The 26,798-nt window shown below is 64.0% G+C and carries 28 protein-coding genes; 15 read left to right on the forward strand and 13 right to left on the reverse strand.

What is annotated here, in order from left to right:
* Nucleotides 1-50: 50 nt before the first annotated feature.
* From ACYCVF_RS10430 to ACYCVF_RS10445, 4 genes are all read right to left on the reverse strand, one after another.
* Nucleotides 51-932, reverse strand: a complete 882-nt coding sequence (locus tag ACYCVF_RS10430) for an SDR family oxidoreductase (protein WP_459602268.1) — start codon at nt 930-932, stop codon at nt 51-53.
* 203 nt (nt 933-1,135) lie between these two features.
* Entirely contained in the window at nt 1,136-1,687 is a 552-nt protein-coding gene (locus tag ACYCVF_RS10435; RefSeq protein WP_459602270.1) for a DUF4142 domain-containing protein, read from the reverse strand.
* Nucleotides 1,688-1,774: 87 nt separating this feature from the next.
* Complete coding sequence (locus tag ACYCVF_RS10440; protein ID WP_459602272.1) at nt 1,775-2,002, reverse strand: hypothetical protein; 228 nt, start codon at nt 2,000-2,002, stop codon at nt 1,775-1,777.
* Between the two features lie 8 nt (nt 2,003-2,010).
* Nucleotides 2,011-3,798 carry a thiamine pyrophosphate-requiring protein gene (locus ACYCVF_RS10445; RefSeq protein ID WP_459602274.1) on the reverse strand — a complete coding sequence of 596 codons (1,788 nt, stop codon included), beginning with the start codon at nt 3,796-3,798 and terminating at the stop codon, nt 2,011-2,013.
* Between the two features lie 132 nt (nt 3,799-3,930).
* On the opposite strand from ACYCVF_RS10445, the gene ACYCVF_RS10450 reads away from it, so the two are divergent.
* Nucleotides 3,931-4,305 (forward strand): PRC-barrel domain-containing protein, encoded by a 375-nt coding sequence (locus ACYCVF_RS10450; protein ID WP_459602276.1) that lies wholly within the window; start codon nt 3,931-3,933, stop codon nt 4,303-4,305.
* Nucleotides 4,306-4,436: 131 nt separating this feature from the next.
* Here the strand turns inward: ACYCVF_RS10450 and ACYCVF_RS10455 are convergent, their stop codons facing one another.
* On the reverse strand, nt 4,437-4,901 hold the full coding sequence (locus ACYCVF_RS10455) for a winged helix-turn-helix transcriptional regulator (protein WP_459602278.1): 465 nt from the start codon (nt 4,899-4,901) through the stop codon (nt 4,437-4,439).
* Between the two features lie 171 nt (nt 4,902-5,072).
* Between ACYCVF_RS10455 and ACYCVF_RS10460 the strand changes: the two genes are divergently transcribed.
* From ACYCVF_RS10460 to ACYCVF_RS10480, 5 genes are all read left to right on the forward strand, one after another.
* Nucleotides 5,073-5,810, forward strand: a complete 738-nt coding sequence (locus tag ACYCVF_RS10460; RefSeq protein WP_459602280.1) for an SDR family oxidoreductase — start codon at nt 5,073-5,075, stop codon at nt 5,808-5,810.
* 65 nt (nt 5,811-5,875) lie between these two features.
* On the forward strand, nt 5,876-6,877 hold the full coding sequence (locus tag ACYCVF_RS10465; protein WP_459606549.1) for an NAD(P)H-dependent flavin oxidoreductase: 1,002 nt from the start codon (nt 5,876-5,878) through the stop codon (nt 6,875-6,877).
* 103 nt (nt 6,878-6,980) lie between these two features.
* On the forward strand, nt 6,981-7,400 hold the full coding sequence (locus ACYCVF_RS10470; RefSeq protein ID WP_459602284.1) for a hypothetical protein: 420 nt from the start codon (nt 6,981-6,983) through the stop codon (nt 7,398-7,400).
* Between the two features lie 113 nt (nt 7,401-7,513).
* Nucleotides 7,514-9,091, forward strand: coding sequence for an alkaline phosphatase D family protein (locus ACYCVF_RS10475; protein WP_459602286.1), 1,578 nt, complete (start codon nt 7,514-7,516; stop codon nt 9,089-9,091).
* Nucleotides 9,092-9,238: 147 nt separating this feature from the next.
* A complete protein-coding gene (locus ACYCVF_RS10480) occupies nt 9,239-10,057 on the forward strand; it encodes an aldo/keto reductase (RefSeq protein WP_459602288.1) in 819 nt (272 codons plus the stop codon).
* Nucleotides 10,058-10,129: 72 nt separating this feature from the next.
* On the opposite strand, the gene ACYCVF_RS10485 is transcribed toward ACYCVF_RS10480, so the two are convergent.
* Both ACYCVF_RS10485 and ACYCVF_RS10490 read right to left on the reverse strand, forming a co-directional pair.
* Nucleotides 10,130-10,360: a hypothetical protein gene (locus ACYCVF_RS10485; RefSeq protein WP_370115150.1), complete on the reverse strand. Its 231-nt coding sequence runs from the start codon at nt 10,358-10,360 to the stop codon at nt 10,130-10,132.
* A 95-nt stretch (nt 10,361-10,455) separates the two neighbouring features.
* The gene (locus tag ACYCVF_RS10490; RefSeq protein WP_459602290.1) at nt 10,456-10,908 is read right to left on the reverse strand and encodes a hypothetical protein; all 453 of its coding nucleotides are present in this window, start codon (nt 10,906-10,908) and stop codon (nt 10,456-10,458) included.
* 158 nt (nt 10,909-11,066) lie between these two features.
* On the opposite strand from ACYCVF_RS10490, the gene ACYCVF_RS10495 reads away from it, so the two are divergent.
* Nucleotides 11,067-11,339, forward strand: coding sequence for a helix-turn-helix domain-containing protein (locus tag ACYCVF_RS10495; RefSeq protein ID WP_239621971.1), 273 nt, complete (start codon nt 11,067-11,069; stop codon nt 11,337-11,339).
* Between the two features lie 18 nt (nt 11,340-11,357).
* Nucleotides 11,358-12,212, forward strand: a complete 855-nt coding sequence (gene hpaD / locus ACYCVF_RS10500; RefSeq protein WP_459602293.1) for a 3,4-dihydroxyphenylacetate 2,3-dioxygenase — start codon at nt 11,358-11,360, stop codon at nt 12,210-12,212.
* Between the two features lie 9 nt (nt 12,213-12,221).
* Here the strand turns inward: hpaD and ACYCVF_RS10505 are convergent, their stop codons facing one another.
* Together ACYCVF_RS10505 and ACYCVF_RS10510 are read right to left on the reverse strand one after the other, a co-directional pair.
* Nucleotides 12,222-13,454, reverse strand: a complete 1,233-nt coding sequence (locus ACYCVF_RS10505; protein ID WP_459602295.1) for an aminotransferase-like domain-containing protein — start codon at nt 13,452-13,454, stop codon at nt 12,222-12,224.
* Nucleotides 13,455-13,506: 52 nt separating this feature from the next.
* Nucleotides 13,507-14,034, reverse strand: a complete 528-nt coding sequence (locus ACYCVF_RS10510; RefSeq protein ID WP_459602297.1) for a DUF3124 domain-containing protein — start codon at nt 14,032-14,034, stop codon at nt 13,507-13,509.
* 67 nt (nt 14,035-14,101) lie between these two features.
* On the opposite strand from ACYCVF_RS10510, the gene ACYCVF_RS10515 reads away from it, so the two are divergent.
* The 4 genes from ACYCVF_RS10515 (at nt 14,102) to ACYCVF_RS10530 (ending at nt 19,505) form a co-directional block, all read left to right on the forward strand.
* Nucleotides 14,102-15,832 carry a cation:proton antiporter gene (locus ACYCVF_RS10515; protein ID WP_459602299.1) on the forward strand — a complete coding sequence of 577 codons (1,731 nt, stop codon included), beginning with the start codon at nt 14,102-14,104 and terminating at the stop codon, nt 15,830-15,832.
* Between the two features lie 177 nt (nt 15,833-16,009).
* Nucleotides 16,010-17,086 (forward strand): 3,4-dihydroxy-2-butanone-4-phosphate synthase, encoded by a 1,077-nt coding sequence (gene ribB, locus ACYCVF_RS10520; RefSeq protein ID WP_459602301.1) that lies wholly within the window; start codon nt 16,010-16,012, stop codon nt 17,084-17,086.
* A gap of 130 nt (nt 17,087-17,216) precedes the next feature.
* Nucleotides 17,217-18,431 (forward strand): acyl-CoA dehydrogenase, encoded by a 1,215-nt coding sequence (locus tag ACYCVF_RS10525; protein ID WP_239621976.1) that lies wholly within the window; start codon nt 17,217-17,219, stop codon nt 18,429-18,431.
* 156 nt (nt 18,432-18,587) lie between these two features.
* Nucleotides 18,588-19,505 (forward strand): MBL fold metallo-hydrolase, encoded by a 918-nt coding sequence (locus tag ACYCVF_RS10530; RefSeq protein WP_459602304.1) that lies wholly within the window; start codon nt 18,588-18,590, stop codon nt 19,503-19,505.
* A 74-nt stretch (nt 19,506-19,579) separates the two neighbouring features.
* On the opposite strand, the gene ACYCVF_RS10535 is transcribed toward ACYCVF_RS10530, so the two are convergent.
* Nucleotides 19,580-20,434 (reverse strand): DUF1499 domain-containing protein, encoded by an 855-nt coding sequence (locus tag ACYCVF_RS10535; RefSeq protein ID WP_459602306.1) that lies wholly within the window; start codon nt 20,432-20,434, stop codon nt 19,580-19,582.
* A gap of 212 nt (nt 20,435-20,646) precedes the next feature.
* Nucleotides 20,647-22,275, reverse strand: a complete 1,629-nt coding sequence (locus ACYCVF_RS10540) for a fatty-acid--CoA ligase (RefSeq protein ID WP_459602308.1) — start codon at nt 22,273-22,275, stop codon at nt 20,647-20,649.
* A 65-nt stretch (nt 22,276-22,340) separates the two neighbouring features.
* Between ACYCVF_RS10540 and ACYCVF_RS10545 the strand changes: the two genes are divergently transcribed.
* A complete protein-coding gene (locus tag ACYCVF_RS10545) occupies nt 22,341-23,432 on the forward strand; it encodes an extensin family protein (RefSeq protein WP_459602310.1) in 1,092 nt (363 codons plus the stop codon).
* A gap of 34 nt (nt 23,433-23,466) precedes the next feature.
* Here the strand turns inward: ACYCVF_RS10545 and ACYCVF_RS10550 are convergent, their stop codons facing one another.
* Complete coding sequence (locus tag ACYCVF_RS10550) at nt 23,467-24,153, reverse strand: L,D-transpeptidase (RefSeq protein ID WP_459602312.1); 687 nt, start codon at nt 24,151-24,153, stop codon at nt 23,467-23,469.
* Between the two features lie 335 nt (nt 24,154-24,488).
* Here ACYCVF_RS10550 and ACYCVF_RS10555 point away from each other — a divergent pair, with 335 nt between their 5' ends.
* Nucleotides 24,489-25,466, forward strand: a complete 978-nt coding sequence (locus ACYCVF_RS10555) for a magnesium transporter CorA family protein (protein WP_459602314.1) — start codon at nt 24,489-24,491, stop codon at nt 25,464-25,466.
* 204 nt (nt 25,467-25,670) lie between these two features.
* Complete coding sequence (locus tag ACYCVF_RS10560) at nt 25,671-25,889, forward strand: hypothetical protein (RefSeq protein ID WP_459602316.1); 219 nt, start codon at nt 25,671-25,673, stop codon at nt 25,887-25,889.
* 144 nt (nt 25,890-26,033) lie between these two features.
* Here the strand turns inward: ACYCVF_RS10560 and ACYCVF_RS10565 are convergent, their stop codons facing one another.
* Nucleotides 26,034-26,786, reverse strand: a complete 753-nt coding sequence (locus ACYCVF_RS10565; RefSeq protein WP_459602318.1) for an SDR family NAD(P)-dependent oxidoreductase — start codon at nt 26,784-26,786, stop codon at nt 26,034-26,036.
* Nucleotides 26,787-26,798: the final 12 nt, after the last annotated feature.

A 26,798-nucleotide genomic window follows, 5' to 3' on the forward strand; every position in this document is an offset into this window, starting at 1 on the left:
ACAAAGAAGGTTCCTGAGTTCTCCCAAGCGTCCGGGCGGCGGGCGCCCGGCTACGGCTGACCAGACCCGCCAGCCGAGCCATAGACCTGGCCCGTCGCATAGCTCGCGTCGGCGGCGGCAAGCTGCACGTAGATCGAGGCGAGCTCGACGGGCTGGCCGGGGCGGCCGAGCGGCGTCATGCCACCGAATTTTTCGAGCTTGTCCATCGTCGCGCCGCCGGAGACCTGGAGCGGCGTCCAGATCGGTCCCGGCGCCACGCCATTGACACGGATACCCTTGGGGGCGAGCTGCTTGGCCAGCGACTTCACATAGTTCATCGTCGCTGCCTTGGTCTGCGCATAGTCATAGAGATCCGGCGATGGATCGTAAGCCTGCTCGGACGTCGTGCCGATAATGCAGGCGCCGGGCTTGAGATGCGGCAGCGCCGCCTTGATGGTCCAGAACGGCGCGTAGATGTTGGTCTTCATCGTTGCATCGAAATCCTCTGACGAAACGTCGAGGATGGACGCGCGCGCTTGTTGTCGTGCGGCGTTGCAGACCAGGATGTCGAGCCCGCCGAGGCCCTGCACCGCCTGTTCAACCAATTGCTTGCAGAAGGCTTCGTCCTTGAGATCGCCGGGGACCGCGAGTCCGGTGCGTCCCTCCTTCTTGATCAGCGCGATCACCTCCTGCGCATCGGGCTCTTCCGCCGGCAGGTAGTTGATGGCGACGTCGGCGCCTTCGCGCGCATAGGCGATAGCGGCGGCGCGGCCCATGCCGGAATCGCCGCCGGTGATCAACGCCTTGCGGCCGGCGAGACGGCCGGAGCCCTTGTAGCTGGTCTCGCCATGGTCGGGCCGCGGCTCCATCTTGCCAGCCAGGCCCGGCCAGGGTTGAGATTGTTTCTTGAAAGGCGGCTTCGGATAGTGGCTGACCGGATCGATCAAGGCCATGGACGTATCTCCCTTCGCTGTAGATGCCAGCGAAGCCGCCGCGAGCGTCGCGCTCGCGGCGTGGACGACGTGCCGGCGGGACAGTGAGGTTTTGCTGGTATTCGACATCATGCTCTCCGCGATAGTCGAGGCTCAACACGCGGAGACGGCTGACGTTGCTATGCGAAGGACGCCGGCTGGGCCGGCGTCCTTCAGCAATGCGCCTACTTGGTCTGGCCCACGCTCGGAGCCTTGCCGAGCTCCTTGGCCATGTCGAGGTGGTGCTTCAGTGCCGGCAGCGTCTTGCCGGCCCAGTCCTTCAGCGCGGCATTGTCGCCGCCCTTGGCGTAGCGGTCGAACAGCGAGACCGCGTCCTCATGGGCGCTGACCTGGTAGGAATTGTAGTCCGAGCTGAAATCCTTGCCGGTCGCGTTCTTGAGCTTGTCGAGCTTGCTCTGGTGCGAGCTGTCGAGCGCCGTCGGTAGCGTCGCCTGCACCTTGCCGTCGCTGACCAGCCCCTTGAGCTCGGTGCTGGTCTTGGTGTGATCGGTCACCATCTGCTGGGCGAAGCTCTTCTCCTGCGCATTGCCCTTCTGCTGGGCGAGCTTGCTCGATTCGATCTCGAACATGTCGCTGATGGCCACCTGCTTGACGAAGTCGGCCGTCGACGGCGCGACGCCGAGTGCCGAATTGACGCCGGTCTTTTCGCCCAAGGATTGTGCCAATGCGGGGCCTGCGAGAAGCATGCAAGCGATGGCGATGATGGTTCGTTTCATGGTCCGGTCCCTCAAATTGATCGCGCGGCCGTTTGCCGCGCCATGTTGCGCCGATCAACCCTCTGCAAAGGCCGAGGTTCCTAACGACTAATCCGTGGGATTGCGCCCCGTTCGCGGATTGATAGGATCGGTCGGCTTGCGTCGCAGTCGCTCGGGCAGGAACGGCTCGGCCGGCGTAGCGGTGGCGTCGGCGCGCACGTCTGCATGATGCTGCGCCCGTTCGTGCGGCGTGCGGTTGTCGTTGATCTGACGTTTGACGTCGAGGCCTCCGACCGGATCGTTCACGCCGTGCTGGATATCGCGGAAGTCACTCATGGTTCACCTCATTGTTTTCCGGGCATGATCGATTCGAGCACCTGGCGCGCTGCTCCCTTGATCATCCCGCTTTCGCTCGGATCACCCTTCATCAGGGCAAGCGAGAAGTTCTTCGCCTGCTGGAGTGTGATATGCGGCGGCAGAGGCGGCACCTCGGGATCGGTCTTCACTTCCAAGACGACAGGCGACTTGCTTGCCAGAGCCTGCTCCCAGGCTGGGCCGAGCTGCTGTGGGCTGTCGACGAATATGCCTGTGAGGCCGATCAACTCGGCGAAGCGCGAATACGAGACGTCGGGTATGCTCTGCGAGGCTTCGAATTTGGGATCGCCGTTGACGACGCGCTGCTCCCAGGTGACCTGGTTGAGGTCTTCATTGTTGAAGACGCAGACGATGAAGCGCGGATCCTGCCAGGAGCGCCAGTACTTCGCGGCCGTGATCAGCTCGGCCATGTTGTTCATCTGCATGGCACCGTCGCCGACCAGCGCGATCACCGGCCGATCCGGATGGGCATATTTGGCGGCGAGGGCGTAAGGCACTGCAGCCCCCATCGAGGCGAGGCCGCCGGAGAGCGAGGCCGTCATCCCGCGGCGCATCTTCAGGTCGCGCGCGAACCAGTTGGCGCAGGAGCCGGAATCGCTGGTGATGATGGCGCGGTCCGGCAGGCGCGGCGACAGTTCCCAGGCAACGAGCTGCGGATTGACGGGCGCGGCGGGCTGATGCGCGCGGTCGTCCAGCGTCTTCCACCATGTCGCGACGTCGTCTTCGATGCCCTTGCGCCAGGCGCCGTCGCTCTTCGGCGCAAGTCGCGGCAAGAGCGCGCGCAGCGTCTCGGCGGCGTCGCCGACGAGGCCGACCTCCATGGGAAAGCGGATCGACATCATGCTGGCATCAATGTCGATCTGCACTCCGCGGGCCGCTCCTTCCTTGGGCAGGAATTCGGCGTACGGAAACGCCGAGCCGACCATCAGCAGCGTGTCGCATTCCATCATCATGTTGTAGCTGGGTTCGGTGCCGAGCAGGCCGATCGAGCCGGTCACCCAGGGCAGGTCGTCGGGCAGCGCGGCCTTGCCGAGCAGCGCCTTGGCGCAGCCGGCCGACAGCCGGTCGGCGACGGCTATGACCTCGTCGGTGGCGCCAAGTGCGCCGGCGCCGACGAGCACCGCAACCTTCTTGCCGGCATTGAGCACCTCCGCGGCGCGGTCGAGATCGGCGTCGTGCGGCATGATCCGTGGAGCGCTATAGCCGATGCCGGAGTGCAGCGTGCCGTGAGCGCGCGGCGGGTCCTCGTAAGTCTCCTCCTGGATGTCGTTGGGCAGGATGATCGCGGTCGGAACCCGTCTTGCCAGTGCGATCCGCACCGAACGGTCGATCAGATGGCGCACTTGCGCAGGCGAGGTGGCCTGCATGACGTAAGCGCCAGCGACGTCCTTGAACATCGAGACCAGATCGACTTCCTGCTGGTAATGTCCGCCCAACGCACTACGCGCCTGCTGGCCGACGATGGCGAGCACCGGCTGGTGGTCCAGCAGCGCGTCGTACAACCCGGTGATGAGGTGGGAGGCGCCGGGGCCAGAGGTTGCGATGCAGACGCCGAGCTGTCCCGAGAACTTTGCGTAAGCGGTCGCCATGAAAGCCGCCATCTCCTCATGGCGAGCCTGCACAAAGCCGATCTTTCCATCGGCACGGTTGAGCGCACCGAATACGCCGTTGATGCCATCGCCGGGATAGCCGAACAGGTGGCGCACGCCCCATTGATGCAGGCGATGCACGATGAAGTCGGAGACGGTCTGGGACATCAAGTTCGCTCTCGAGCTGAGTTCGTCAGCCTCAGAGAACCTCTCGTTTTCGGCGATGTTCCTCGGCCCAAGCGCCGGAACGATCGCTTGCCCCTTGCAGTTGACTCACAAATGGCTGAGCGGAGAACGAAGATGTTGAACCAGGGCGAACTGGACCGGAACGAGATGGGCAGGCTGATCGGAAGCGACAAGGTAGAGGGAACATCGGTCTACGGGGCCGATCGGAACAGGATTGGCTCCATCGAGCGTGTGATGATCGACAAGATCAGTGGCAAGGTCTCTTATGCAGTGCTCGGCTTCGGCGGGTTTCTCGGCATCGGCAACGATCACTATCCGCTGCCCTGGCAGTCGCTGAAATACGACACCGAGCTTGGCGGCTATGTGACCGCGATTACCGCGAAGGATCTGGAAGGCGCTCCAAAATACGGCGAGAAGACCGAGTGGAACTGGGGCGACGACGCGGCCGTGCGCGGCATCAACGCCCATTACGGCGTCCCCTTCGCGTAGCGAAGGGACGATGCGATGAGGCAGGAGCGGCCCACCGACAATTCCCAGGGATGAGAGTGACTGCGACCCGCAAGGGCTCTTGGGAATGCAAGGACTTTTGGGAATGACGGTGTCGGGGCGTGCCCGCCTACTCACACCACCGCCTCCTCCCGGCCCGGCCCGGCATGCACATGCACCTGCTTGGCGTGCAGCGGCTCGCCGCATTCCGAGCACACCATCACGGGATCGAACAGCTTGCCGCAGATCTTGTGCTCGTGCAGCAGCGGGCGGCCGCGCTCGTCGCCCATATGGGTGTCGCCCCAATGCACCATCGCCATGATGATCGGATAGAGGTCGAGCCCCTTCTGAGTGAGGATGTATTCGTAGCGCTTCGGTGCATCGGAATAGGGGACGCGGCGCAAGATGCCGAAGCGAACCAGCTTTTTCAGCCGCTCGGACAGCAGATGACGCGTGATCTGGAGTGAGGACTGGAACGCCTCGAACCGGCGCACCCGCAAGAAGCACTCGCGCAGGATCAGCAGCGTCCAGCGGTCGCCGACAACGGCGATGGTGCGGGAGAGCGAGCAGGGCTCTTCGTCCAGCGTGTCCCATTTCATGATACGGTCTCCAGCGACAGTCAGTCTGTAAAAGGAACTAATATGAATAGTCTGCGCAATTTCGCAGCAAAGCTAGCATTCGTCTCTTGAGTTTGACAGTTCTATTTTGGAACTATAGTCTCCGGCGCACTGCCGTCGCACGCCTATAGCGGCTCACCGGAGGAGGCGATCTTGCCCAAGCGAAACGCGACCGCGGCCGTCATCGGGGCCGGGGATTTCATCGGCTCCGAGATCGCGAAGAAGTTTGCCGCCGAGGGGTTCTCGATCTTCGCCGGCCGCCGCAATGGCGATAAGCTCGCGCCGTTGGTGCAAGATATCGAAGCTGCCGGCGGCGACATCCATGCGCGCTCGCTCGATGCGCGGAAGGAGGATGAAATCCTCGCCTTCCTCAATGACGCCGACAAGCACGCGCCGCTGGAAGTCTGCATCTTCAATGTCGGCGCCAACGTCAATTTCCCGATCCTCGACACTACCGAGCGCGTGTTCCGGAAAGTGTGGGAGATGGCCTGCTATTCCGGCTTCCTTGCGGGGCGCGAGGCGGCGCGGCTGATGCTGCCGCGTGGCGGCGGCAACATCTTCTTCACCGGCGCAACGGCCTCCTTGCGCGGCGGCAGCGGCTTTGCCGCCTTCGCCAGTGCCAAGTTCGGCCTGCGCGCCGTGGCGCAGGCAATGGCGCGCGAGCTCGGGCCGAAGAACATTCACGTCGCCCATCTCATCATCGATTCCGGGGTCGACACCGAATGGGTGCGGCAGCGCAGGCTCGAAGCGCTTGGGCCGAATGCGCTCGACAATCCCGATCTGCTGATGCCGCCGTCGTCGGTCGCCAACGCCTATTGGCAGCTCTACCAGCAGCCGAAGAGCGCCTGGACCTTCGAGATGGAGATCCGTCCCTTCGGAGAGAAATGGTGACCGCGGCACGCAACTGCGGCTAGACTGATCCCCAAGACGAAACAAATTTCCGGGAGGAGAACCAAGTGAAGACCGCGATCACCGAACTGTTCGGCATCGAGCACCCGATCATTCAGGGCGGAATGCATTTCGTCGGCTTTGCCGAGCTGGCCGCCGCCGTCTCCAATGCCGGCGGGCTCGGCATCATCACGGGTCTCACGCAGAAGACGCCGGAATTGCTCGCCAAGGAGATCGCGCGCTGCCGCGACATGACCGACAAGCCGTTCGGCGTGAACCTCACCTTCCTGCCGACCTTCTCGGCGCCGCCCTATCCCGAATACATTGCGGCCATCGTCGAAGGGGGCATCAAGGCGGTGGAGACCGCGGGCCGCAGTCCGGAAGCCTACATGCCGGCGCTGAAGTCGGCCGGCATCAAGGTCATTCACAAATGCACCTCGGTGCGCCACTCGCTGAAGGCGGAGCGCATCGGCTGCGACGCCGTCAGCGTCGACGGTTTCGAATGCGGCGGTCATCCCGGCGAGGACGACATTCCCAACATGATCCTGCTGCCGCGCGCGGCGGAGGAGTTGAAGATCCCGTTCGTCGCCTCCGGCGGCATGGCCGACGGACGCAGCCTGGTCGCGGCGCTGTCGCTGGGCGCGGCGGGCATGAACATGGGCACGCGCTTCATCGCCACCAAGGAGGCGCCGGTGCATCAGAACGTGAAGAATGCACTCGTTGCTGCGACCGAGCTCGACACCCGCCTGATTATGCGGAGCTTGCGCAACACCGAGCGCGTCCTGAAGAATGCCAATGTCGATCGTCTGCTCGAGATCGAGCGCGAGAAGGGCGCCAAGCTCACGATCGACGACATCCACGACCAGGTCGCTGGCGTCTATCCCAGGATCATGCTGGACGGTCAGATGGATGCCGGCGCCTGGAGCTGCGGCATGGTCGCCGGCCTGATCCACGACATCCCGTCCTGCAAGGAGCTGATCGATCGCATCATGGCAGAGGCGGAGACCATCATCCGCAACCGCCTGATCGGGTTCCTGGACGGAACGGGGGCGACGCGAAAGGTCGCCTGACACCGTCAAACTTCTTAACCACGGCAGCATTTGACCGCTGGAATTGCGCGCGACGCCTCCTAAATAGGGATAAATTGCCCTTTAATAGTTTCAGGAGGCGTCCGTGGTCCTGAAAGACGTTGCCTTCGCAGTTGCCTTTGCCCTCGTGATCGCGGGGGGCGGCATGGCGCGCGCTGACGACTACAAGCCCGGCGAATATCTCGGCCTCGATCTCTCCAAGGCCGTTCTGTCGCCGAAACGTCTTGGGCCGGCGACGCAGTTCGCGCCGGTCGCACTCGAAGCGCGCGGCGGTAACGAGGCGCAGGCTCGTGCTGAGCCCATCGACGTGCCGAAGAAGGTGATCGCCGAGCGCGTCCGTGTGGCCGAGCCGAAGGCCGTGCACACGAAGAGTACTCAGCCGCGTGGCGCAGCACGCACCAGGCTCTCGCATCGCCATGGCAATCCGCTCGATGCACAGGCGATGGATACGCGCATCCAGACCTGGCCGTGTCGCTCCGGCGGCATCTGCAACTGGAAACGCTAGTTCACAGGCGTCATCCCTGCGTCGCAAAACCGTAGGCGCGGGGTCAAGAAACCGTAAGCTGGAAGTCAAGGAGCGCAGGCACCTTCCGTCGCGATTCGACGAAGGTTTCCTGAATGGCATCTCTCCGCGCCCCGCGCGCATGGACCCGGAGGCAGTTCCTGGTCCGCTCCGCCTCCAGCCTCGCCATCGCCTCGCTTGCGAAGCCCTCGATCAGCCGTGCCGCCGATCGCCCGCAGATCGCAGGCGGGATCCAATCCGGCGACGTCTCTCACGGCTCAGCCGTGATCTGGGCCCGCGCCGACCGGCCTGCGCGGATGCGGGTGGAGTGCTCCACCGTCGAGAGCTTCAAGACGATCATCGCGTCGGCTTCCGGCGATGCGGTGCCGGACGCTGATTTCACCTCGAAACTGCTGCTGACGAATCTGCCACCGGGCCAGGATATCTTCTATCGCGTGCGCTTCGACGACATTGCCACCGGCCTCGCCGGCGAAAGCCGCCTCGGTCATTTCCGTACCGCGCCGGCAGCTGGCCAGTCGATCTCGTTCTTGTGGTCCGGCGATACCGCGGGGCAGGGCTGGGGCATCGACGTCTCGCGCGGCGGCTATCGCAGCTATCGGACCATGCTGGACAACCACCCGGATTTCTTCATCCACTCCGGCGATCACATCTACGCCGACTGCACGATTCCCGCCGAGCAGAAGCTGCCGAACGGCGAGATCTGGCGCAACCTGGTGACCGAGGAAAAGTCCGAGGTCGCGCATACGCTTGCGCAGTTCCGCGGCAACTACAAATACAACCATCTCGACGAGCACTTCCGCGCCTTCCACGCGGAGGTGCCGATGTTCGCGCAATGGGACGATCACGAGGTGACCAATGACTGGTCACCGACCGGCAGCTACGACCAGACCGGTCGTGAGGAGGACGGCACGCCCCGCCTGATCGCGCGTGCCCGCCGCGCCTTCTTCGACTTCATGCCGATTCGCGACATCGGCGCGCGGCAGGGCCGGGTCTATCGCAAGATCGCCTACGGCCCGCTGCTCGATGTGTTCATGATCGACATGCGCAGTTTTCGCGATGAGACCTGGAACAGGGGCGACGACCATCGCGGCTGGATCCTCGGCGCCGAGCAGCTCGCCTGGCTCAAACGCGAGTTCGCCGCCTCGCGTGCGACGTGGAAGGTGATCGCGGCCGACTTGCCGATCGGCCTGATCAGCCTGGACGCCGTTGCGCTCGGCAACGGGCCCCCCGACCGGCGCGAGCATGAGATCGCCGATCTGCTCTCCTTCATCAAGCGCACCGGTATCCGCAACGTGGTCTGGCTCACTGCCGACATGCACTACACCGCCGCGCATTACTACAATCCGAACAATGGGCAATTCCAGGATTTCGAGCCGTTCTGGGAGTTCGTCTCCGGTCCGCTGCATGCCGGCAGCTGGGCGCCGGGCGAGCTCGACGACACCTTCGGCCCCGTTGCGATGTACCAGCACGGATGTAGCGCTGCGCAGGGCGACAATCTTGCGCCCTGTTTCGGCTTGCAATTCTTCGGCCGTGTCGACATCGATGGCGCGACCGGCGTGATGACGGTGACCCTGAAGGACGTCGACAATCGCGACCTCTGGTCGGTCAATATCGCGCCGCAGCCGCAGCCGCAGCCGCAGCCGCGACCGGCCGTGGTGGCACAGCATTCGTAGGTGCTAACCCGATCTTGATTGGCAGCCCCGCGCTTCCGGCGCTAAGCTGGTCATCCCCGCCCGCCACCTCTTTTCCCTCACCGAAAAGTCTGCTCACGCGGCGTTGGCGCGCGTCGCTGTCGGAACGACCACGCAAGGAGCCTTTTCATGGATCATCTGAAGACACAGGGCATCAGCATGCCCAAGCTGGGCCTCGGTACCTTCCGCATGCAGGGCGATGCCTGCCGCGCCGCGGTCGAGAGCGCGCTGTCGATCGGCTACCGCCACATCGATACTGCCGAGATGTACGCCAATGAGGAGCCGATCGGCTTGGCCATCGCGTCGTCCGGCGTGCCGCGCGGCGAGCTGCACGTCACCACGAAGGTCTGGCACGAGAACCTCGCCCCGGACGCGATCCGCCGCGCTTTCGACGCCAGCCTGAAGAAGTTGCGGCTCGACCATGTCGACCTCTATCTCGTGCACTGGCCGTCGAAGGCTGCGAACTGGGGCGCGGTATTCGAGACGCTGATGAAGCTCAAGGAGGAGGGGCGCACGCGGGCGATCGGCGTTGCCAATTTCACCACTGCGCTGCTTAAGGTCGCGATCGAGGACATCGAGGCGCCGATCGCCTGCAACCAGGTCGAATATCACGCCATGCTCGATCAATCGAAGGTGCTGGCCTATCTCCGCGCCAAGTCGATCCCGCTGGTTGCCTATTGTCCGCTGGCGCAAGGACGTGTCGCGACCGATCCGGTGCTGGCCGAAATCGGCGCCCGGCACGACGCGACAGCCGCGCAGGTCGCGCTGAAATGGCTGCTCGACCAGGACGGCGTCGCCGCGATCCCGAAGGCCTCGCGCCGTGAGAGCCAACAGGCCAATCTCGACGCGCTGAAGATCACGCTCGACGATGCCGATCGCAAGAAGATCGCCGCGCTGCCGAAGGACAGGCGTTGCGTCAATCCAAGCTTTGCCCCCGCGTGGGATTAGCCTGTCGCGGCGTTTCAGATCCGCAAAAGAAAATGGCCCCCGTGAGGGGCCATTTCCATATCGCGTTGCGCGTTAGTCCCAGTGGTGATGGCGGTGGCTGCGCTTGATCACGACCACTCGGTCCCCGCGATGATGACGATGCCAGCTGCGATCATGATGGTGCATGCGATATTCGGCGCGGGCGCCGTGCGGGCCATGATGATGATGACCGCGCTTGATCACCACAGTCTCGGCGCTCGCCACCGTTGGCGCCGCGATCACGAGCGCACCCAGAGCCGCAACCACAAAACCAAGCTTCTTCATTTCGTACTCCTCCAATCGAATGCACATCTAAACCGCGCATGCATGCGAACGTTCCGGGGGAACGGGAAGAGAATTCTGAACGGCTGTTCAGGTGATCAATCGCAGCGTTGCTGCGCCGGCGTCGGTGCGCCGGTGGTGACGTATTTGCCGTCCCTGATCGTGTACTCGCCACGGTCGCTGCGATTGTAGATCGCGCGCAGACTGCCGTCCTTCTGCAGCACGAGTCCAAATTCGCGCGTCTGATGCAGCGCCGGGAAGAACACCATCACGTCGAGCAGGCCATCGGCATTGACTGTGGCCGATACCACCTCGTTCTCGTCTTTGGCTTCGCCGAAGTTACGCCGGTACATCACCCGGCCGTCCTTCCGGATTTCGTAAGTCAACAGCGCACCCTTGTTGCGGTCGGGCCGAGCGGCGCAGTCGACCGCCCATGAGCCGAGCAGGCCCCATTGCTGGACGGTCGCGGCCAGCGTCTCGGCACCGGCCGTGCAGGTGAACGCAACCCACAGCATCGCAGCCGCGATCCAGTGGCTCGAACAACGCATCATGTCCTGAAAAACCCCGCCTCGAAGACTTCCAAAGTGTAGCATCGCGCTCGCGGCCGTTCCACGCCGGCCGCCGATCGCTCGCGAATTTGATCCGCGTCAATGAGGCAGGCCAATTCGCGGGTAGGATGGCATTCCCGAAGGCGAACGTGGATAGACCAATGCTGAATCAAGTCGTGGATTTTGCGGGCGAAGTGCTGCCGGGGAGCTGTGCCGTACCGCCTTATTCCGAGGCGGCGTTTCTGACCGAGCTGGGCGATCGCTTACGGTCCTCGCGCATGCGCTGCGACCTGTCGCGCCGCGAACTGGCCCGCCGTTCCGGGATTTCCGAGCGCTATATCGCCCAGATCGAGGCCGGCAAGGGCAACGTCTCCATCGTCCTGTTGCTGAGGCTCGCCTCCGCGATCCACAGCAGTCAGCCACAGGCGGCCTGACGCTTCGAGGTGACGGCCATGGGGCAACTCGTACTTGCGGCCAAGGTCACCCATGTTCCATCATTGATGCTGTCGGAGCAGCCCGGCAGCTCGCTCCGTGTCGCGCGCGAGCCGGCGGTCAGCTCCTTGCGGGAGCTCGGCCGGCGGGCGAAAGAGCGTGGCGTCACCAGCTTCGTGGTGTTCGACACCCACTGGCTCTCCAATTTCGGCTACCACGTCAACGCCAATGCGCGGCATCGCGGCTCGTTCACGAGCCACGAAGCGCCGCACATGATCCAGGATCTGCGCTACGACCTGCCGGGTGATACGCCCCTGGCCGAGGCCATCGCTGCCAGGGCCGGGGATGCCGGCCTGAACGTGATCGCCCATCAGGTGGCCAGCCTCGGGCTCGAATACGGCACCGTCGTGCCGATACACTACATGAACCCGGACGGCTTTGCGAAGGTGGTTTCGGTCGCCTCGCCGCTTTTCACCTCGTTCGAGGAGAGCCGCATCCTCGGCGAAGCGACCCGCCGTGCCATCGATGAATCCGGCGAGCGGGTCGCCGTCCTCGCCAGCGGTTCGCTCTCGCATCGGCTCTGGCCGAACAAGAAGCTGGGCCCCGAGGCGTGGACGTCGGTCGCCAGCGAGTTCAACCGTCAGGTCGACTTGCGCGTGCTCGAGCTGTGGCAGAGCCGCCGCTATCGCGAATTCCTCGACATGCTTCCGGACTACGCCACCAAGTGCAACGGCGAAGGGGGCATGGCCGATACGATCATGCTGTTCGCCGCGCTTGGCTGGTACGACTACCGCGGCGCGGCCGAGCAACTGTGCGACTATTTTCCGTCCTCCGGGAGCGGCCAGGTCAACGTGGAGTTTCACGTCGAGGCGTGAGGAAGCGGCTCAGGCTCGCCTCTCCACATTGGCACTCCGGGCCGGCACGCCGAATTCCTTGCGGCACACTTCGGCCAGCACGGCGACGCCCTCGCGGATCTGCTGATGCGTGGGGCTCGCAAAGCACAACCTGAGGCGCGAGCTGGAGTGCTTCTTGTTGGTCGACCATTCCGGCCCCGGATTGATCGAGACGCCGGCCGCGAGCGCGGCCTGATAGAGCTTCAGCGTATCGACCTGGTCGGGCAGCTTCACCCACAGGAAGATGCCGCCCTTGGGCTCCTCGAACTCAGCCGCGGTCCCGAACTGCTCGTTGAGCGCTTCCATCAGCGTGTCGAGCTTGGTGCGCAGCGCCTTCGTCAGGGCCGGCACATGGCTTGCGAAATGCGGCTTGCAATAGGCGGCGAGCACCATCTGCTCCAGCGCGCCGGAGCCGGCATCCGTCTTCAGCGCCAGCATCCGCGACATCACTCCCCAGGGCGCCACGACGAAGCCGACGCGTAGCGCCGGCGCGATCGACTTGGAGAACGAGCCGATGTGGATCACGCCGCCGTTCGGGCTCATCGCATGGATCGCCGGCGGCCGGTGCCCTGACCAGACGAGATCGGCATAGCAATCGTCCTCGAAGATCGGCACGCCGTATTCGGTCGCGAGCCGCACCAGCTCTGCGCGGCGGCTCTCGGGCATGATGCTGCCGGTCGGGTTCTGCACCGTCGGAATGGTGTAGATGTATTTCGGGCGGATGCCGCGGCTCTTCAGGTCCGCCAGCGTCGCGGCCAGCGCGTCCATGCGCATGCCGTCCGCATCGAGCGGAATGCCCGCCACATTGACGCCGAGCCGCGCCAGACGGTTCAGCGAGCCCTGATAGCTCTCCTGCTCGAAAATCACGGTGTCGCCGCGCGCCAGCAGCGTGGCGTTGATGAGATCGAGGGCCTGGAGCGAGCCCGAGACGATCAACAGATCGTCCACCGTGCAGGTGATGCCGGCATCGCGCTTGAGTTTCGTCACTAGGAATTCGCGCAAGGGCAGGTAGCCCTGCGGCCCATGGGCCAGACTGTAAGTGGCGAGCGAGCGGCCCTCGCGCCGCAGCACCGCGTTGGTCGCTTCGATCAGCTCGTCGAGCGGTACCTGTTCGGAATCATTGTTGCCGCCGACAAAGCTGTACTTGGCAAGTCCCGTCCAGCGCGCAGACGGGGCCGGCAACCCTGCGGGAAACAGGGGCGCGAAATCGAAGCTGGATGTCATGGGAGCGTTCCTCGTTTTGTTCTTGTTGAGCGGCGGCTTTGCACCGGCCGCGTTACTTATTGCCAGCCATGCGGGTCGGACGGCCCAGGCTGATGAAAGCGTAATGCGCGTTGGCGATGCCGCCAACCATCAGCGCTTCGACCACCGGCTCGGCGATCTCGCCAGTGGCGGCCCAATCGACGAGAAAATTGGCCCCGGTCCCGCCGCGCACGTCGTCGGTCGGAATGAAAATCGAGACGGTGGCGAGCGGCCTCAACGCCACCGGCGTCTTCAAATAGCTGTCGACCTGCTTGCCTGCGGTGTCGAAATAGGCGATGCGTTTGAGGACCAGCGGCTGGGTCTCGGAGGCGTTGTGCACACTCAACGTCACCGAGAAGTCGACACGCAGCTTGCCCTGGCTCATCGCGACGCTGGAATAGGCGGGCACGTAGAACCCGCCAGACACGGCGAGGTCCTCCTTCGGCAGCGTGGTGAGCGAATCGGCAAAGTTTTGTTCGACATTGACCTTGGATTGCGCGGCGGTGGGCACGGCAAAGGCGAGGGGGCCGAGCAGCATGGCTGCGAAGAGCCCTTTCCGCATGTGACGAATTGCTCGCTTGCCGCACCGCACTCCATCTCTAGGGTGCGGCAAAACGGACCAATTTGGCATGCACGAGCTCATTCGCGACATCACTCTCTGTATCCTGTTTGCCTGGATGCTGGGCCTGCTCGCCCATTTCTCCCGGCAACCGCTGATCCTGGCCTATCTTATCGCCGGCTTCTGCATAGGTCCATTCGGCGCCGGCTGGGTCCATTCGCAGGAATCGATCAGCGTCATCTCCGAGCTCGGCCTGATCTTCATGCTGTTCATGATCGGGCTCGAGATCGACCTGAAGAAGATCGTGCGGGCGGGCAAGGTGATCCTGTTCGCCGCCGGCGGCCAGCTCATCGGAGGCTGCCTGCTCGGGGTCCTGTTCTTCATCGGAATCGGCCTGTCGCTCGGGGGCGGGCATTTCGATGCGGTCTATCTCTGCGTCGCCTGCGCGCTGTCCAGCACCGTCATCATCGTCAAGGTGCTCTATGAGAAGCGCGAGCTCGATACGCTGCCGGGCCGCATCACGCTCGGCGTGCTGGTGCTCCAGGACATCTTCGCCATCCTGTTCCTGGCGGTGCAGCCGAGCCTGGCCAATCTGCAGGTCAGCGTCATCCTGCTCTCAATCGGCCGCGTCGCGGTGCTGGTCACGGCCGCACTCCTCGTCAGCCGCTACGTGCTGCCGCGGCTGTTCCACCAGATTGCACGGCGGCCCGAGCTGATCCTGCTCGGCGCGTTGGCCTGGTGCTTCCTCGTCGCCGACACGGCGGAGCGGCTGTCGCTGTCGCGCGAGATGGGCGCGCTGATCGCCGGGGTCTCGCTCTCCACCTTCCCTTACGCGCTCGACGTGACTGCCAAGGTCACCACGCTTCGCGACTTCTTCATCACGCTGTTCTTCGTCGCGCTCGGCATGACCATTCCCGTGCCCGGTCTCTCGGTGATTGGCCTCGCCTTGATGATCGCGGCGTTCACGGTGGTGAGCCGTGTCGTCACCACCTTCATGCCGCTCTACCTGATGAAGCAGGGCCTGCGCGCCAGCCTGTTGCCGGCCCTCAACCTCGCCCAGATCTCCGAGTTCTCGCTGGTCGTGATCCAGACCGGCGTCGCCGACCGCCACATCGCAGCCGAGACGGCGAACGCGGTCTCGTTCGCTTTCGTGGTGCTGGCGGTGCTCTCCACCTTCGTGATGACCCGCAGCGACGAGATCACCCGCTGGGCGATCGGCCCCCTGAAGCGGATCGGCCTGCGCGATCTCGATCACGGCAGCGGCCATGCCGAGGACGGGCACGAGGGCGGCCATGGCGAGGCCCGCCGTATCGTCATCCTCGGCTTTTTTCGTGCCGCGAGCGCGCTGCTGGCCGAGATCGAGCGGCAGGCGCCAGTGCTGCTGGAGCAGATCACGGTGGTCGATTTCAACCCCAATGTGTACCAGACCCTGCTATCGCGCGGCCTGCACGTGATCTATGGCGACATCAGTAATGTCGACACGCTGCTCCATGCCGGCATTGGCAAGTCCGAGATGATCATCCTCAGCGTCCCGGATTCGCTGCTGAAGGGGGCCACCAATGAAAAGCTGGTCCGCCACGTCCGCGCGCTCAATCCGACCGCCCTGATCGTTGCCACGGCCGACCTCTTGGCCGACGTCGGTGCGCTCTACGAGGCCGGCGCCAGCTACGTCACCGTGACCCGGCTCAGCGATGCCCACGAGTTGTTCACGGTGATCGAAGCCGCCCAGGCCGGCCTGCTCGCCGATAAGCGCGCCGAGCTGGATCAGCGCCTCGGCGAACGCCGCGAGGTGCTGCCCTGACGGTGACCGGTCGCCTCTCCTCCGGGGCAATCTGCGCCTATATCGTTGGTATGCCCGGTGCAAGCCTGAAACCCCTTGGCAGGCCTGTCGTCCGGCATATGTGGTTGCGCCGGGAAGACTAGCGCCCCGGCCCAAGTCCGGCTAAGCCTCCGGGCCATAACCGATAGAGATTGGGACATGCCGGATAGCGTTCAGGAAGTCTTGCAGGCCTTTGCCCGGGGTGAGCTCGTGGTCGTCACCGACGACGAGGACCGCGAGGGCGAGGGCGATCTGATCGTCGCCGCTTCGCTCTGCACGGCCGAGAAGATGGCGTTCATCATCCGCCATACCTCCGGCATCGTCTGCGCGCCCGTGACCACCGAGGACGCGCGCCGCCTGCGGCTCGATCCGATGGTCGCCCACAACGATTCCGCGCACACCACTGCGTTCACGGTCTCGATCGACTACAAGCCCGATGGCGGCACCGGCATCTCCGCCGAGGAGCGCGCTTCGTGCTGCCGCGCGCTGTCAAATCCCAATGTCGGAGCCAACGATTTTGCCCGGCCCGGCCATATCTTCCCGCTGATCGCCAAGGACGGCGGCGTGCTGCTGCGCTCCGGCCACACCGAGGCTGCCGTGGACCTCTGCAAGCTCTCGGGCCTGCCGCCGGTCGGCGTCATCAGCGAACTCATGAACGACGACGGCAGCGTCATGAAGGGGGAGCAGGTCGCCCGCTTCGCCGCCGCGCACCAGCTCAAGCACGTCACCATCGCGGACATGATCGCCTACCGCCAGGCGCGCGAAAAGCTGATCGAGCGGGTCTCGACCTTCGTCACCGAGAGCCCGATCGGCCCCTTGCAGGGCTATGCCTATCGCTCGCCGTTCGATTCCATCGCTCACGTCGCCTTCGTCTACAACGGCATCGGCGACGGCAAGAACGTGCTGACCCGCTTCCACAAGCCGAACATCGTGAAGGATACTTTCACCGGCCACAAGCGCATGGCGGCCGTGCTCGAGCATTTCAAGAAATCGGGCCGCGGCGTGCTCATTTACTTGCGAGATGGCGCGGCTGGCGTCCCCGTGGCGCCGTTGCCGGACGAGTCGTCGACGGAAGCCGACCGCAACCGCCAGTGGCGTGAGGTCGGCGTCGGCGCGCAGATCCTGCGCGACCTCGGCGTCACCTCGATCCGGCATCTCACCTCCTCGGTACACGACTACAAGGGCCTCTCGGGCTTCGGCATCGAGATCGTGGCCAACGAGCAGCTCGAAAGCTGACCGCGTCGTTTCCAGGTCGCGCCGTTGTGCGAACCGGAATGACCGAAGCCAGGATGCAATTGAACTTGTTGCCGCGGCGCTTTAACTTGTCGGGCAACTATTGACGGAACCAGACGCGAAAGGACGTTTCATGAGCGTGCGCCCTCAGGCCAAGGACAAGCCGGCTGCGGCTTCATTCCAGTGGGACGATCCATTCCTGCTCGACGAGCAGCTCACCGAAGACGAACGCATGGTGCGTGACACCGCTCGCGCCTACGCCCAGGACAAGCTGCTGCCGCGTGTCGCCAAGGCCTATCTCGAAGAGAAGACCGACCGCGAGATCTTCAACGAGATGGGCGAGCTCGGCCTGATCGGCATCACGCTGCCGGAGGAGTATGGCTGTGCGAATGCGAGCTATGTCGCCTATGGCCTCGTCGCGCGCGAGATCGAGCGGGTCGATTCCGGCTATCGCTCGATGAACTCGGTGCAGTCCTCGCTGGTGATGTATCCGATCTACGCCTATGGCGACGAGAACCAGCGCAAGAAGTACCTGCCGAAGCTCGCCAGCGGCGAGTGGGTTGGCTGCTTCGGCCTGACTGAGCCCGATGCCGGCTCCGATCCGGCTGGGATGAAGACCCGCGCCGAGAAGGTGTCGGACGGCTATCGCCTCACCGGCAGCAAGATGTGGATCTCGAACGCGCCGATCGCCGACGTGTTCGTGGTCTGGGCCAAGTCGGCCGCTCACGACAACCAGATCCGCGGCTTTGTGCTGGAGAAGGGCATGAAGGGCCTTTCCGCGCCGAAGATCGGCGGAAAGCTGTCCTTGCGTGCCTCCATCACCGGCGAGGTCGTGATGGACGGTGTCGTGGTTCCGGAAGACGCCCTGCTGCCCAACGTCTCCGGCCTGAAGGGCCCGTTCGGCTGCCTCAACCGCGCCCGTTACGGCATCTCCTGGGGTGCGTTGGGGGCCGCTGAGGACTGCATGCATCGCGCCCGCCAGTACACGCTCGACCGCAAGCAGTTCGGCAAGCCGCTCGCCGCGACCCAGCTGGTGCAGAAGAAGCTCGCCGACATGGAGACCGAGATCGCGCTGGGCCTGCAAGCCTCCTTGCGCGTCGGCCGCCTGATGGACGAGGGCAAGTTCGCCCCCGAGATGATCTCGATCGTCAAGCGCAACAATTGCGGGAAGGCCCTGGACATCGCCCGCACCGCCCGTGACATGCACGGCGGCAACGGCATCTCGATCGAGTACCACGTGATGCGGCACGTCCATAACCTCGAGACGGTCAACACCTATGAGGGCACCCACGACGTCCACGCCCTGATCCTGGGCCGCGCGATCACGGGCATCCAGGCGTTTTTCTGATTGGTTCTCCGTCATTCCGGGGCGCGCGAAGCGCGAGCCCGGAATCTCGGGCCGCATCGCTCCTGTTCATCGAAATTCCCCGGTGCGCAATTGCGCACCTGTGGTCTGGCTCTCGCGGGCCATCCCGGAATGACGCCAAAGAACAAAGAAGAAGCCATGTCCGACAATGACGACGTCCCGTTCAACCGCAACTTTCCGCTGAAGCCTGGCCTCGTCGAGGAGGTCCGCCCCGGCGTGCGGCGCGTCCTCTGCAACAATCCGAGCCCGTTCACCTTCACCGGCACGGTCAGCTACATCGTCGGCAAGGGCAATGTCGCGATCATTGATCCCGGCCCGGACGACGAAGCGCATGCGGCCGCGCTGCTCGATGCGGTGCGCGGCGAGACGGTGACGCACATCTTCGTCACCCACACCCATCGCGACCATTCGCCGAACACTGCGCGGATCAAGCGGGCGACAGGTGCGCCGGTTTACGCCGAAGGACCGCATCGCGCCTCGCGCCCGCGCTTCGAGAGCGAGAAGCACAATCCGGAATCCGGCGCCGACCGCGATTTTGCGCCGGACGTTAACCTGGCAGACGGCGACGTGGTGGAAGGCGCCGGCTGGCGGCTCGAGGCCGTGGCGACGCCCGGCCACACGGCCAATCATCTGGCGTTCGCCTGGCCCGAGCGTAAATTCAACTTCGTCGGCGATCACGTGATGGGCTGGTCGACCTCGATCGTGGCGCCCCCCGACGGCTCGATGATCGACTACATGGACTCGCTGGACCGGCTCGCGGCGCGCGAGGAGGATCTCTATTTCTCGGGCCACGGCCCCGAGATCCCCGACGGCCAGCGCTTCGTGCGTTTCCTGATCCGTCATCGCAAGGCGCGCGAGGCCTCGATCCTGCATCGGCTTGCCAAGGGCGAGGCCGACATCCCGACAATGGTCCGTGCGATCTATATCGGCATTGATCCCAGGCTGACGACCGCCGCCGGCTACTCCGTGCTGGCGCACCTGGAAGATCTGGTTGCGCGAGGAGTGGTCGCTACCGATGGCGATCCCGTGATCGGCGGGACGTACAGGATGGCTTGAGAGCGAATACTGAATGGCGGAGTAGCGAATGGTGTGCCTTCCATTCGCCATTCGCTACTCCCTATTCGCCATTTTCACTTCTTCACCGTCTTCGCCGGTGCCTTGGGCGGCACGATCGGCGTCTTCTTGACCGGCTTGAGCGCGTCGGCATCGGCGGCGGTGTTGAGATCGTCAATGAACTTCTTGATGCGCGCGGCGTTGCTGCCGAGATCGCTGTCGAAATTGCGCGAAGCAGAGCGCATGTCGACCCGGGAATCGTCCCCATCCGGCACGACCCTTATCGAAACGTCCTCGCGAAAACCCATGATTGGCGTACGGGCGACCGCTTCGATGCGGCCGATACGGCGCGGCGGCTGCGGTGCGCGCTCGTCGATCACGATCCATTTGCGCTTGTGGACGAGCTGGAGCGCAATCGCATAGGCACGGTCGGCCGAAATCTCGAGCTCGACGGGCTCGATTTCGGGATAGAAGCGGCGCTGCTGCTCCGCCGAATAGAGGCCTGCATAGACCGCGGTGTTGGTGCCCTCGCCGGTGCGCAGCCGCGCGAGCGCGTCGAAGCGCGGCGGATCGATCGGGTCGGTGGTGATGTCGTAGATCGACGGCATCTTGCGATATTGCAGGCCGAGATAGGTGGGGTAGGCGAGGATCGCCCCGTCGATCAGAAAGGCGAGCAGGATGCGCGCCATGCCACGCGAGCCGTTCTGCCAGATCGCGGCAAAGCCCGCGAGCCCGAACAAGATCGAGAGGCCGGCGATCGCGAGTCCGCCGAGGAACGTTGCAAGCGCCGGCTTGGGCTCGAGGAAATCGAAGCGGACGATAATGACCGACACCACCACCGCCACCACTGCGAACACGGCGAGATTGCGCGCCCAGCTCGCGAGGCTGGACACGGGCTCCGACTGATAGGGAGCGGAAAACCTGCGGGCCATCGGGTGAGCTCTGCCGGGTGTTGAGGCGACGCCGGCCGATTTGGCGCGACGATGCCCCGTTGAGACCACGGCCCGGGAGCAAATTCAAGGGAGACCGGACTGTTACTGGCTCGTCATTCCGGGGCGATGCCAACGGCATCGAACCCGGAATCTCGAAATTCCGGGGGCTGCTCTTTCGGCCATCCCAGAATGACAGTGCGTGGCCTAGCGCGTTACGCCGCCGCGTTCGGGAAGCGGTAATCCTTGAACTGGTCGCGCAGCGCCGTCTTCAGGATCTTGCCCGTCGCTGTATGCGGGATACCTTCGACGAAGACGACGTCGTCGGGCATCCACCACTTTGCGATCTTGCCATCCATGAACTTCAGGATGTCCTCGCGTGTGGCCTGCTGGCCCTGCTTGAGCTGCACGATCAAAAGCGGCCGCTCGTCCCATTTCGGGTGGAATACGCCGATCACGGCGGCTTCCGCCACGGCCGGATGGCCGATCGCGAGGTTTTCGAGGTCGATCGAGGAGATCCATTCGCCGCCGGACTTGATCACGTCCTTGGAGCGGTCGGTGATCCGCATGTAGCCGTCCTCGTCGATGGTCGAGACGTCGCCGGTGTCGAAGAAGCCGTCCTCGTCGAGGATGTCAGTGTCGACGCGGTAATAGGCCTTGGCGACGGCGGGGCCGGACACCTTGAGGCGGCCGAAGGTCTTGCCGTCCCAGGGCAGCTCCTTGCCGGCATCGTCGGTGATCTTCATCTGCACCGCGAAGGGCGCATAGCCCTGCATCTGGAGCACGTCGAGCCGTGCCTCGCCCGTGGCATTCTGGAACGGCGGCTTCAGCGCCGCGACGCTGCCGATCGGGCTCATCTCGGTCATGCCCCAGGCGTGACGGACGTTCGCGCCCATTTCGAGGAAGGCCTTGATCATCGAGCGCGGCATCGCCGAGCCGCCGCAGATCACCATCTTCAGGTCCGGCAGCTTGAGATTATTGGCGGCCATGTGCTGGAGCAGCATCAGCCACACCGTCGGTACGCCGGCCGTGTGCGTCACCTTCTCGGTCGAGAGCAGCTCATAGACCGACGCGCCGTCGAGCTTGGCGCCGGGCATGACCAGCTTGGTGCCCTGCGAAGGCGCGGAAAAGGCGATGCCCCAGCTGTTGGCATGGAACAGCGGAACCACCGGCAGCATTGTCTCGGACGCACTGGTGCCGAGCGCATCGACATTGTTGGCCATCAGCGCGTGCAACACGTTGGAGCGATGCGAATACAGCACACCCTTGGGATCGCCGGTCGTGCCGGAGGTGTAACACATCGCGGCAGCCGTGTTTTCGTCAAACTCCTTCCATTTGAATTTGCCGTCGGCCTCGGCGATCCAATCCTCGTAGGCCACAACGTTCTTCAGCGTGGTCTCGGGCATATGCGCCTTGTCGGTGAGCACGACGTAGCGCTCCACGCTTGGCAGCTTGTCGGCGATCTTCTCCAGGATCGGAACGAAGGTGATGTCGGTCATCACGATGCGGTCCTGCGCATGATTGATGATCCAGGCGATCTGCTCCGGGAAAAGGCGGGGGTTGACGGTATGGCAGATGGCCCCGATCCCCATGATGCCGTACCAGACCTCGAGATGGCGCCAGGTGTTCCAGGCGATCGTTGCGACACGGTCCCCGAGCTTGATGCCGTCGCGTTCCAGCATCTGCGAGACCTTGAGCGCGCGCTTGTGGATCTCGGCGTAATTGGTGCGATGGATCGGTCCTTCGACCGAGCGTGTGACTACCTCCTGCTTGCCATGGATCCTGGCGGCGTGTTCGATGATCCGGTGGCAGAGCAGGGGCCAATCTTGCATCAAACCAAGCATTCCGACGTTCCTCCGAAAAGTCGCTGGGCGCGTTGTCGCTCTCAGCGTTGGGCCAAAGAATTGAAATGACTTTTAGCCTGACGGACTTACGCCGCAAATGGTCTTGTCGCGGCTTTATGTCCGCTGGCGCGGCAATGGTTACCGCTGCGCTCGGGTTATCGCTTGGGCCGATCGAGAGGGCAGAGGCCCGGAAATATCCTGCGCCACTCGATATCTTCGGCCTTGGTACACCACGGCCGCGCCCGGCCGTTCATGCCGCTAGGATTCCGCTGCCAAGACCCCGGCCCGAGCAGGCCCCCAGGGCGGCGGACAAGCCACCTGGCGAGGCACCGCCGCAGGCAGAGGGAAAGCCGTCCCGCGACCAGCCGGGCGCCGAGAAGCCTGCCGAGGCTGCGTTGCCAACCCAGAAACCGGCCTCGGCCTGCCGCCTCGCGCTGACGGAGGACATTGCGATTGCGCCCTCAATCCCGGATATCCGCGGCCCCGGCGCCTGCGGCGGCGAGGATCTTGTGCGGCTGGAGGCCATCGTGCTGCCGGACAAGCGCAAGGTAGCGGTCAAGCCGGCGGCGATCCTTCGCTGCACCATGGCGTCGGCGATCGCCGATTGGCTGCGTAAGGACATCGTGCCGTTGGCGGCCAGCCTCGGCTCATCCGTCAGCGACCTCGACAATTTCGATTCCTTCGAGTGCCGCGGCCGTAACCGCGTCGCTGGCGCGCTGCTGTCCGAGCATGGCAAGGCCAATGCCATCGATATCCGCGCCATCAAGCTCGCCAATGGCCAGTCGATCGGCCTCACCGACCGCAGCATGTCGCGCGACGTGCGCGAGCGCGTGCTGCACTCGGTCTGCGCGCGCTTTTCCACCGTGCTCGGTCCGGGCTCGGACTGGTACCATGAGGACCACATCCATCTCGATCTGGCGCAGCGGCGCAACGACTACCGGATCTGTCAGTGGAACGTGTGGGATCCCCTGCCACAGGTCGCCCCGCTGCTGCCGGCGGAACGGCCCGACGAGGCGCCGCCGCGTGCGGTCGCGGCCAAGCCCGAGGCGAAGGAAGGCGCTGACGACGAGGCGGAGAAATCCTCATCAGCCGGGGGCAAGTCGGAACCTGAAAAGAAGGCTCAGCCCTCTAAGGCGGCAACAAAAAAGCGCCGGTAAAACCGGCGCTTTTGACGTCACAGATCGCAGGCAATCAATAGCTGCCAGCCTGGCCGGTCTGGCTGCTGCCGAGCGCGAGCCGCGAGTTGTACGGCGAGTCGCCGTGCTTGGGCTCGAGCACCACGACGAGGGTGCCGACCTTCACGCGATCATAGAGATCGATCGCGTCCTCGTTGGTCAGGCGGATACAGCCCGACGAGATCGAGGCGCCGATATATTCCGGCTGGTTGGTGCCGTGAATGCGGAACAGCGTGTCCTTGCCCCCCGAATAGAGGTAGAGCGCGCGGGAGCCCATCGGATTGTCCGGGCCGGGTGCGACATAGGTCGGCACGCCCAGGCGCGAAATTTCGCCGGGGGTGGGGTGCCAGGCCGGCCATTCGGTCTTGCTGCCCACCTTGGCAATGCCCGACCACGCCATGGCCTCTTCGCCAACGGTGATGCCGTAGCGGATCGCCTTGCCGCCCTCCAGCACGTAATAGAGATAATGATTGTCGGAATCGACCACGATCGAGCCCGGCGTTTCCTTGCGGTGGTACTGGACGATGGCGCGGCGGAACGGCTCTGCCACCGGGGTATTCTCGTACTTGACCTTGGCGAGCAGATCCTTGTCCTTCGGCTTGAAGGCCTTGGTGTCGGTCGCCTCGTAATGAGTGGCCTGCATACAGCCCGACAGCATCAGGCCAGCGGCCAAAATCCCCAACATAACTTTCAGCGACGACATGGTTTGGTTCCAATCAAAACAATACCGTGCGGATGGCTTGGGCTTGGCGCCCAAGTTCCTCGACTCCGTTAATCCCATTATCGTTGAAATCTGCCACAATTCCAGCTCTGAAGGGCTTTTCCCGCGCTACGAGAGCCCGGCTGTGGCTTTTCTGCCGCAAATTTGGGGGTGTTGTGGAAGATTCTGGGCTTCACGCGCCAGACTGTCGATTTCGTGCCACAGTTGAGGCCCGCGACCGTCATGAATGCAAACGCTCCGTTAATGTTGTTGTCATCGTGAACCTGTCAGAATCGCGCTAAGGGCTGTCGTTCTGTCGCAGGATCTCTGGAGCTTTCATGTTTTCGGTCTTTGTTCCCTCCGAGTCCGCCCTCAAGAAGGCTGTCATCGAGGATCTTACGGCGGTGCCGGACAACGCCGTCTGGATCGACCTCGTCAATCCGAGTGCGGCCGAGGACAAGGCGGTGGAGCGGCTGGCGGGCATCGCCATCCCGACCCGGGAAGACATGCAGGAAATCGAGATCTCCAGCCGCCTCTATATGGAGAACGGCGCACGCTACATGACTGCGACGCTGATGTGCCACTCCGATACCGATATGCCCCGGACCACGGCAGTGACCTTCATCCTCGGCGACCACCGGCTGGTGACGGTGCGCTACGACCTGCCGAAGCCGTTCGCCCTGGTCGAAGCCAAGCTCGCCCGCTCTTGCACGCCGTCCGTCACCGGCGAGATGGTGCTGATGGAACTGCTGGACGCGGTGATCGACCGCTGCGCCGACATTCTGGAGCGGTGCGGCACCGAGATCGACCAGGTCTCGCACGACATCTTCGAGCCTGAGAGCGAGCGCCACGGGCAGGCGAAGAGATATTCCCAGATCTTGATCTCGATCGGACGTAAGGGCGATCTGACGTCGAAGGTTCGCGAAAGCCTGGTGTCGATCGGTCGCGTCGTGACGTTCCTGTCCGCGGTGGTCGAGGGCGTGAAATGGTCGAAGGACATGCGCGAGCAGCTCAAGACCATGCAGCGCGACGTCGCCTCACTGACCGACCACGCCTCCTATCTCTCCAGCAAGATCACCTTCGTGCTCGACGCGATGCTCGGCGTCGTCAATCTCGAGCAGAACAACATCATCAAGCTGTTCTCCGTCATGGCCGTCGTCCTGATGCCGCCGACGCTGATCGCCTCGGTCTACGGCATGAATTTCAAGGTGATGCCGGAACTCGAATGGGTGCACGGCTATCCGATGGCGCTGGTGATGATGCTGATCGCCGCGATCGTCCCGTACTGGATCTTCAAGTGGAAGAAGTGGCTCTAGCACTCGCCCGAGCAAAGATACCTACCGGGACCTTACGCCGCTCGCAGAGACACGGTGGATCGTGTCGCAGAATAGATCGGGATTGAGGCGATGCGGTGATCGAGGCGCCGTGCCGCAATTCCTCCGGTAAAATTTGAGCGGTGGGCTGAACGTTTGCGCGAAACTTGTCTGCGATAAGCAGCGTGTTAGCCGCGAGGAACAGCCATGGTTGAAAAACACATAACGACGGCCCGCAACGTCATCGATCTGGCGAACTATCGTCAGGCCGTGACGAGCGGCAAGGCGCCGTCGATGTCGGCACGCATGTGCCGGCACTGTGGTGCTCCGCTGCTCGATGGTGAGAACGACGACGACTGCTCGACTGCATTCAGCACGGCCGCTCTGCGGCCGCGCGAGAGGTCGCGTCGGATTCGACTCGATTGAGGAACGGAAGAACAGGGGCGATCCAGTCTTGCGGCGGCGTTGTCTGGATCGCCCTGCTTCCCGAAGCAGCTAACAGCCCTGCCATTACGAGGAGCCCGCGACAAGATTGCGAAGCAATTTTGCGCTGAAGCTAGGAAGAAAAAACTACACGTGCTGGCCGCCGTTGATGTGGATTTCGGCGCCGTTGACGTAAGAGCTGGTCTCCGTGCACAGCACGTAGATGATCTTGGCCACCTCGTCGGGCGTGCCGAGGCGATGCATCGGGATCTGCTGCTCGACGATCTTCTCGGTGCCCGGGGACAGGATCGAGGTGTCGATCTCGCCAGGGGCGATCGCGTTGACGCGCACGCCGACGCGGCCGAAGTCGGAGGCCATCTCGCGCGTCAGCGAGGCTAGGGCGGCTTTCGAGGTCGCGTAGGCGGCGCCCGCGAAGGGGTGCACGCGCGAGCCCGCGATCGAGGTGACGTTCACGACCGAGCCCTTGGCCGCCTTCAATTCCTCGATCAGTCCGCGTGCGATCATGATCGGCGCGAAGAAGTTGACATGGAAGACGTGAGTCCAGGTGTCGAGATCGGTGTCGACCGAGCCGAGCCGGGAGCCGCCCGGGCCCTTCGGCGAGATCGCGGCGTTGTTGACCAGCGCATGCAGCGTGCCGCCCTCCAACCGGTTGCGAATATCGGAGATCGCGCGCGTTGTGTCGGCGGGGTTGCCGAGGTCGACCTGGATGTGGTCTTCAGGGCCGGCGTCCCACGGGCAGTCCTCCGGGAAGGGATGCCGCGAGCAGGTGATGACCCGCCAGCCCGCGGAAGAGAAGCGGATCACCGTGGCGTGGCCGATACCGCGGCTTGCTCCGGTCAAGAGCAGCGTGCGGCGCGGCGCATTGGACGAATGCGGCATTGACATCTTTCG

The sequence above is a fragment of the Bradyrhizobium cedriense genome (assembly GCF_054602315.1).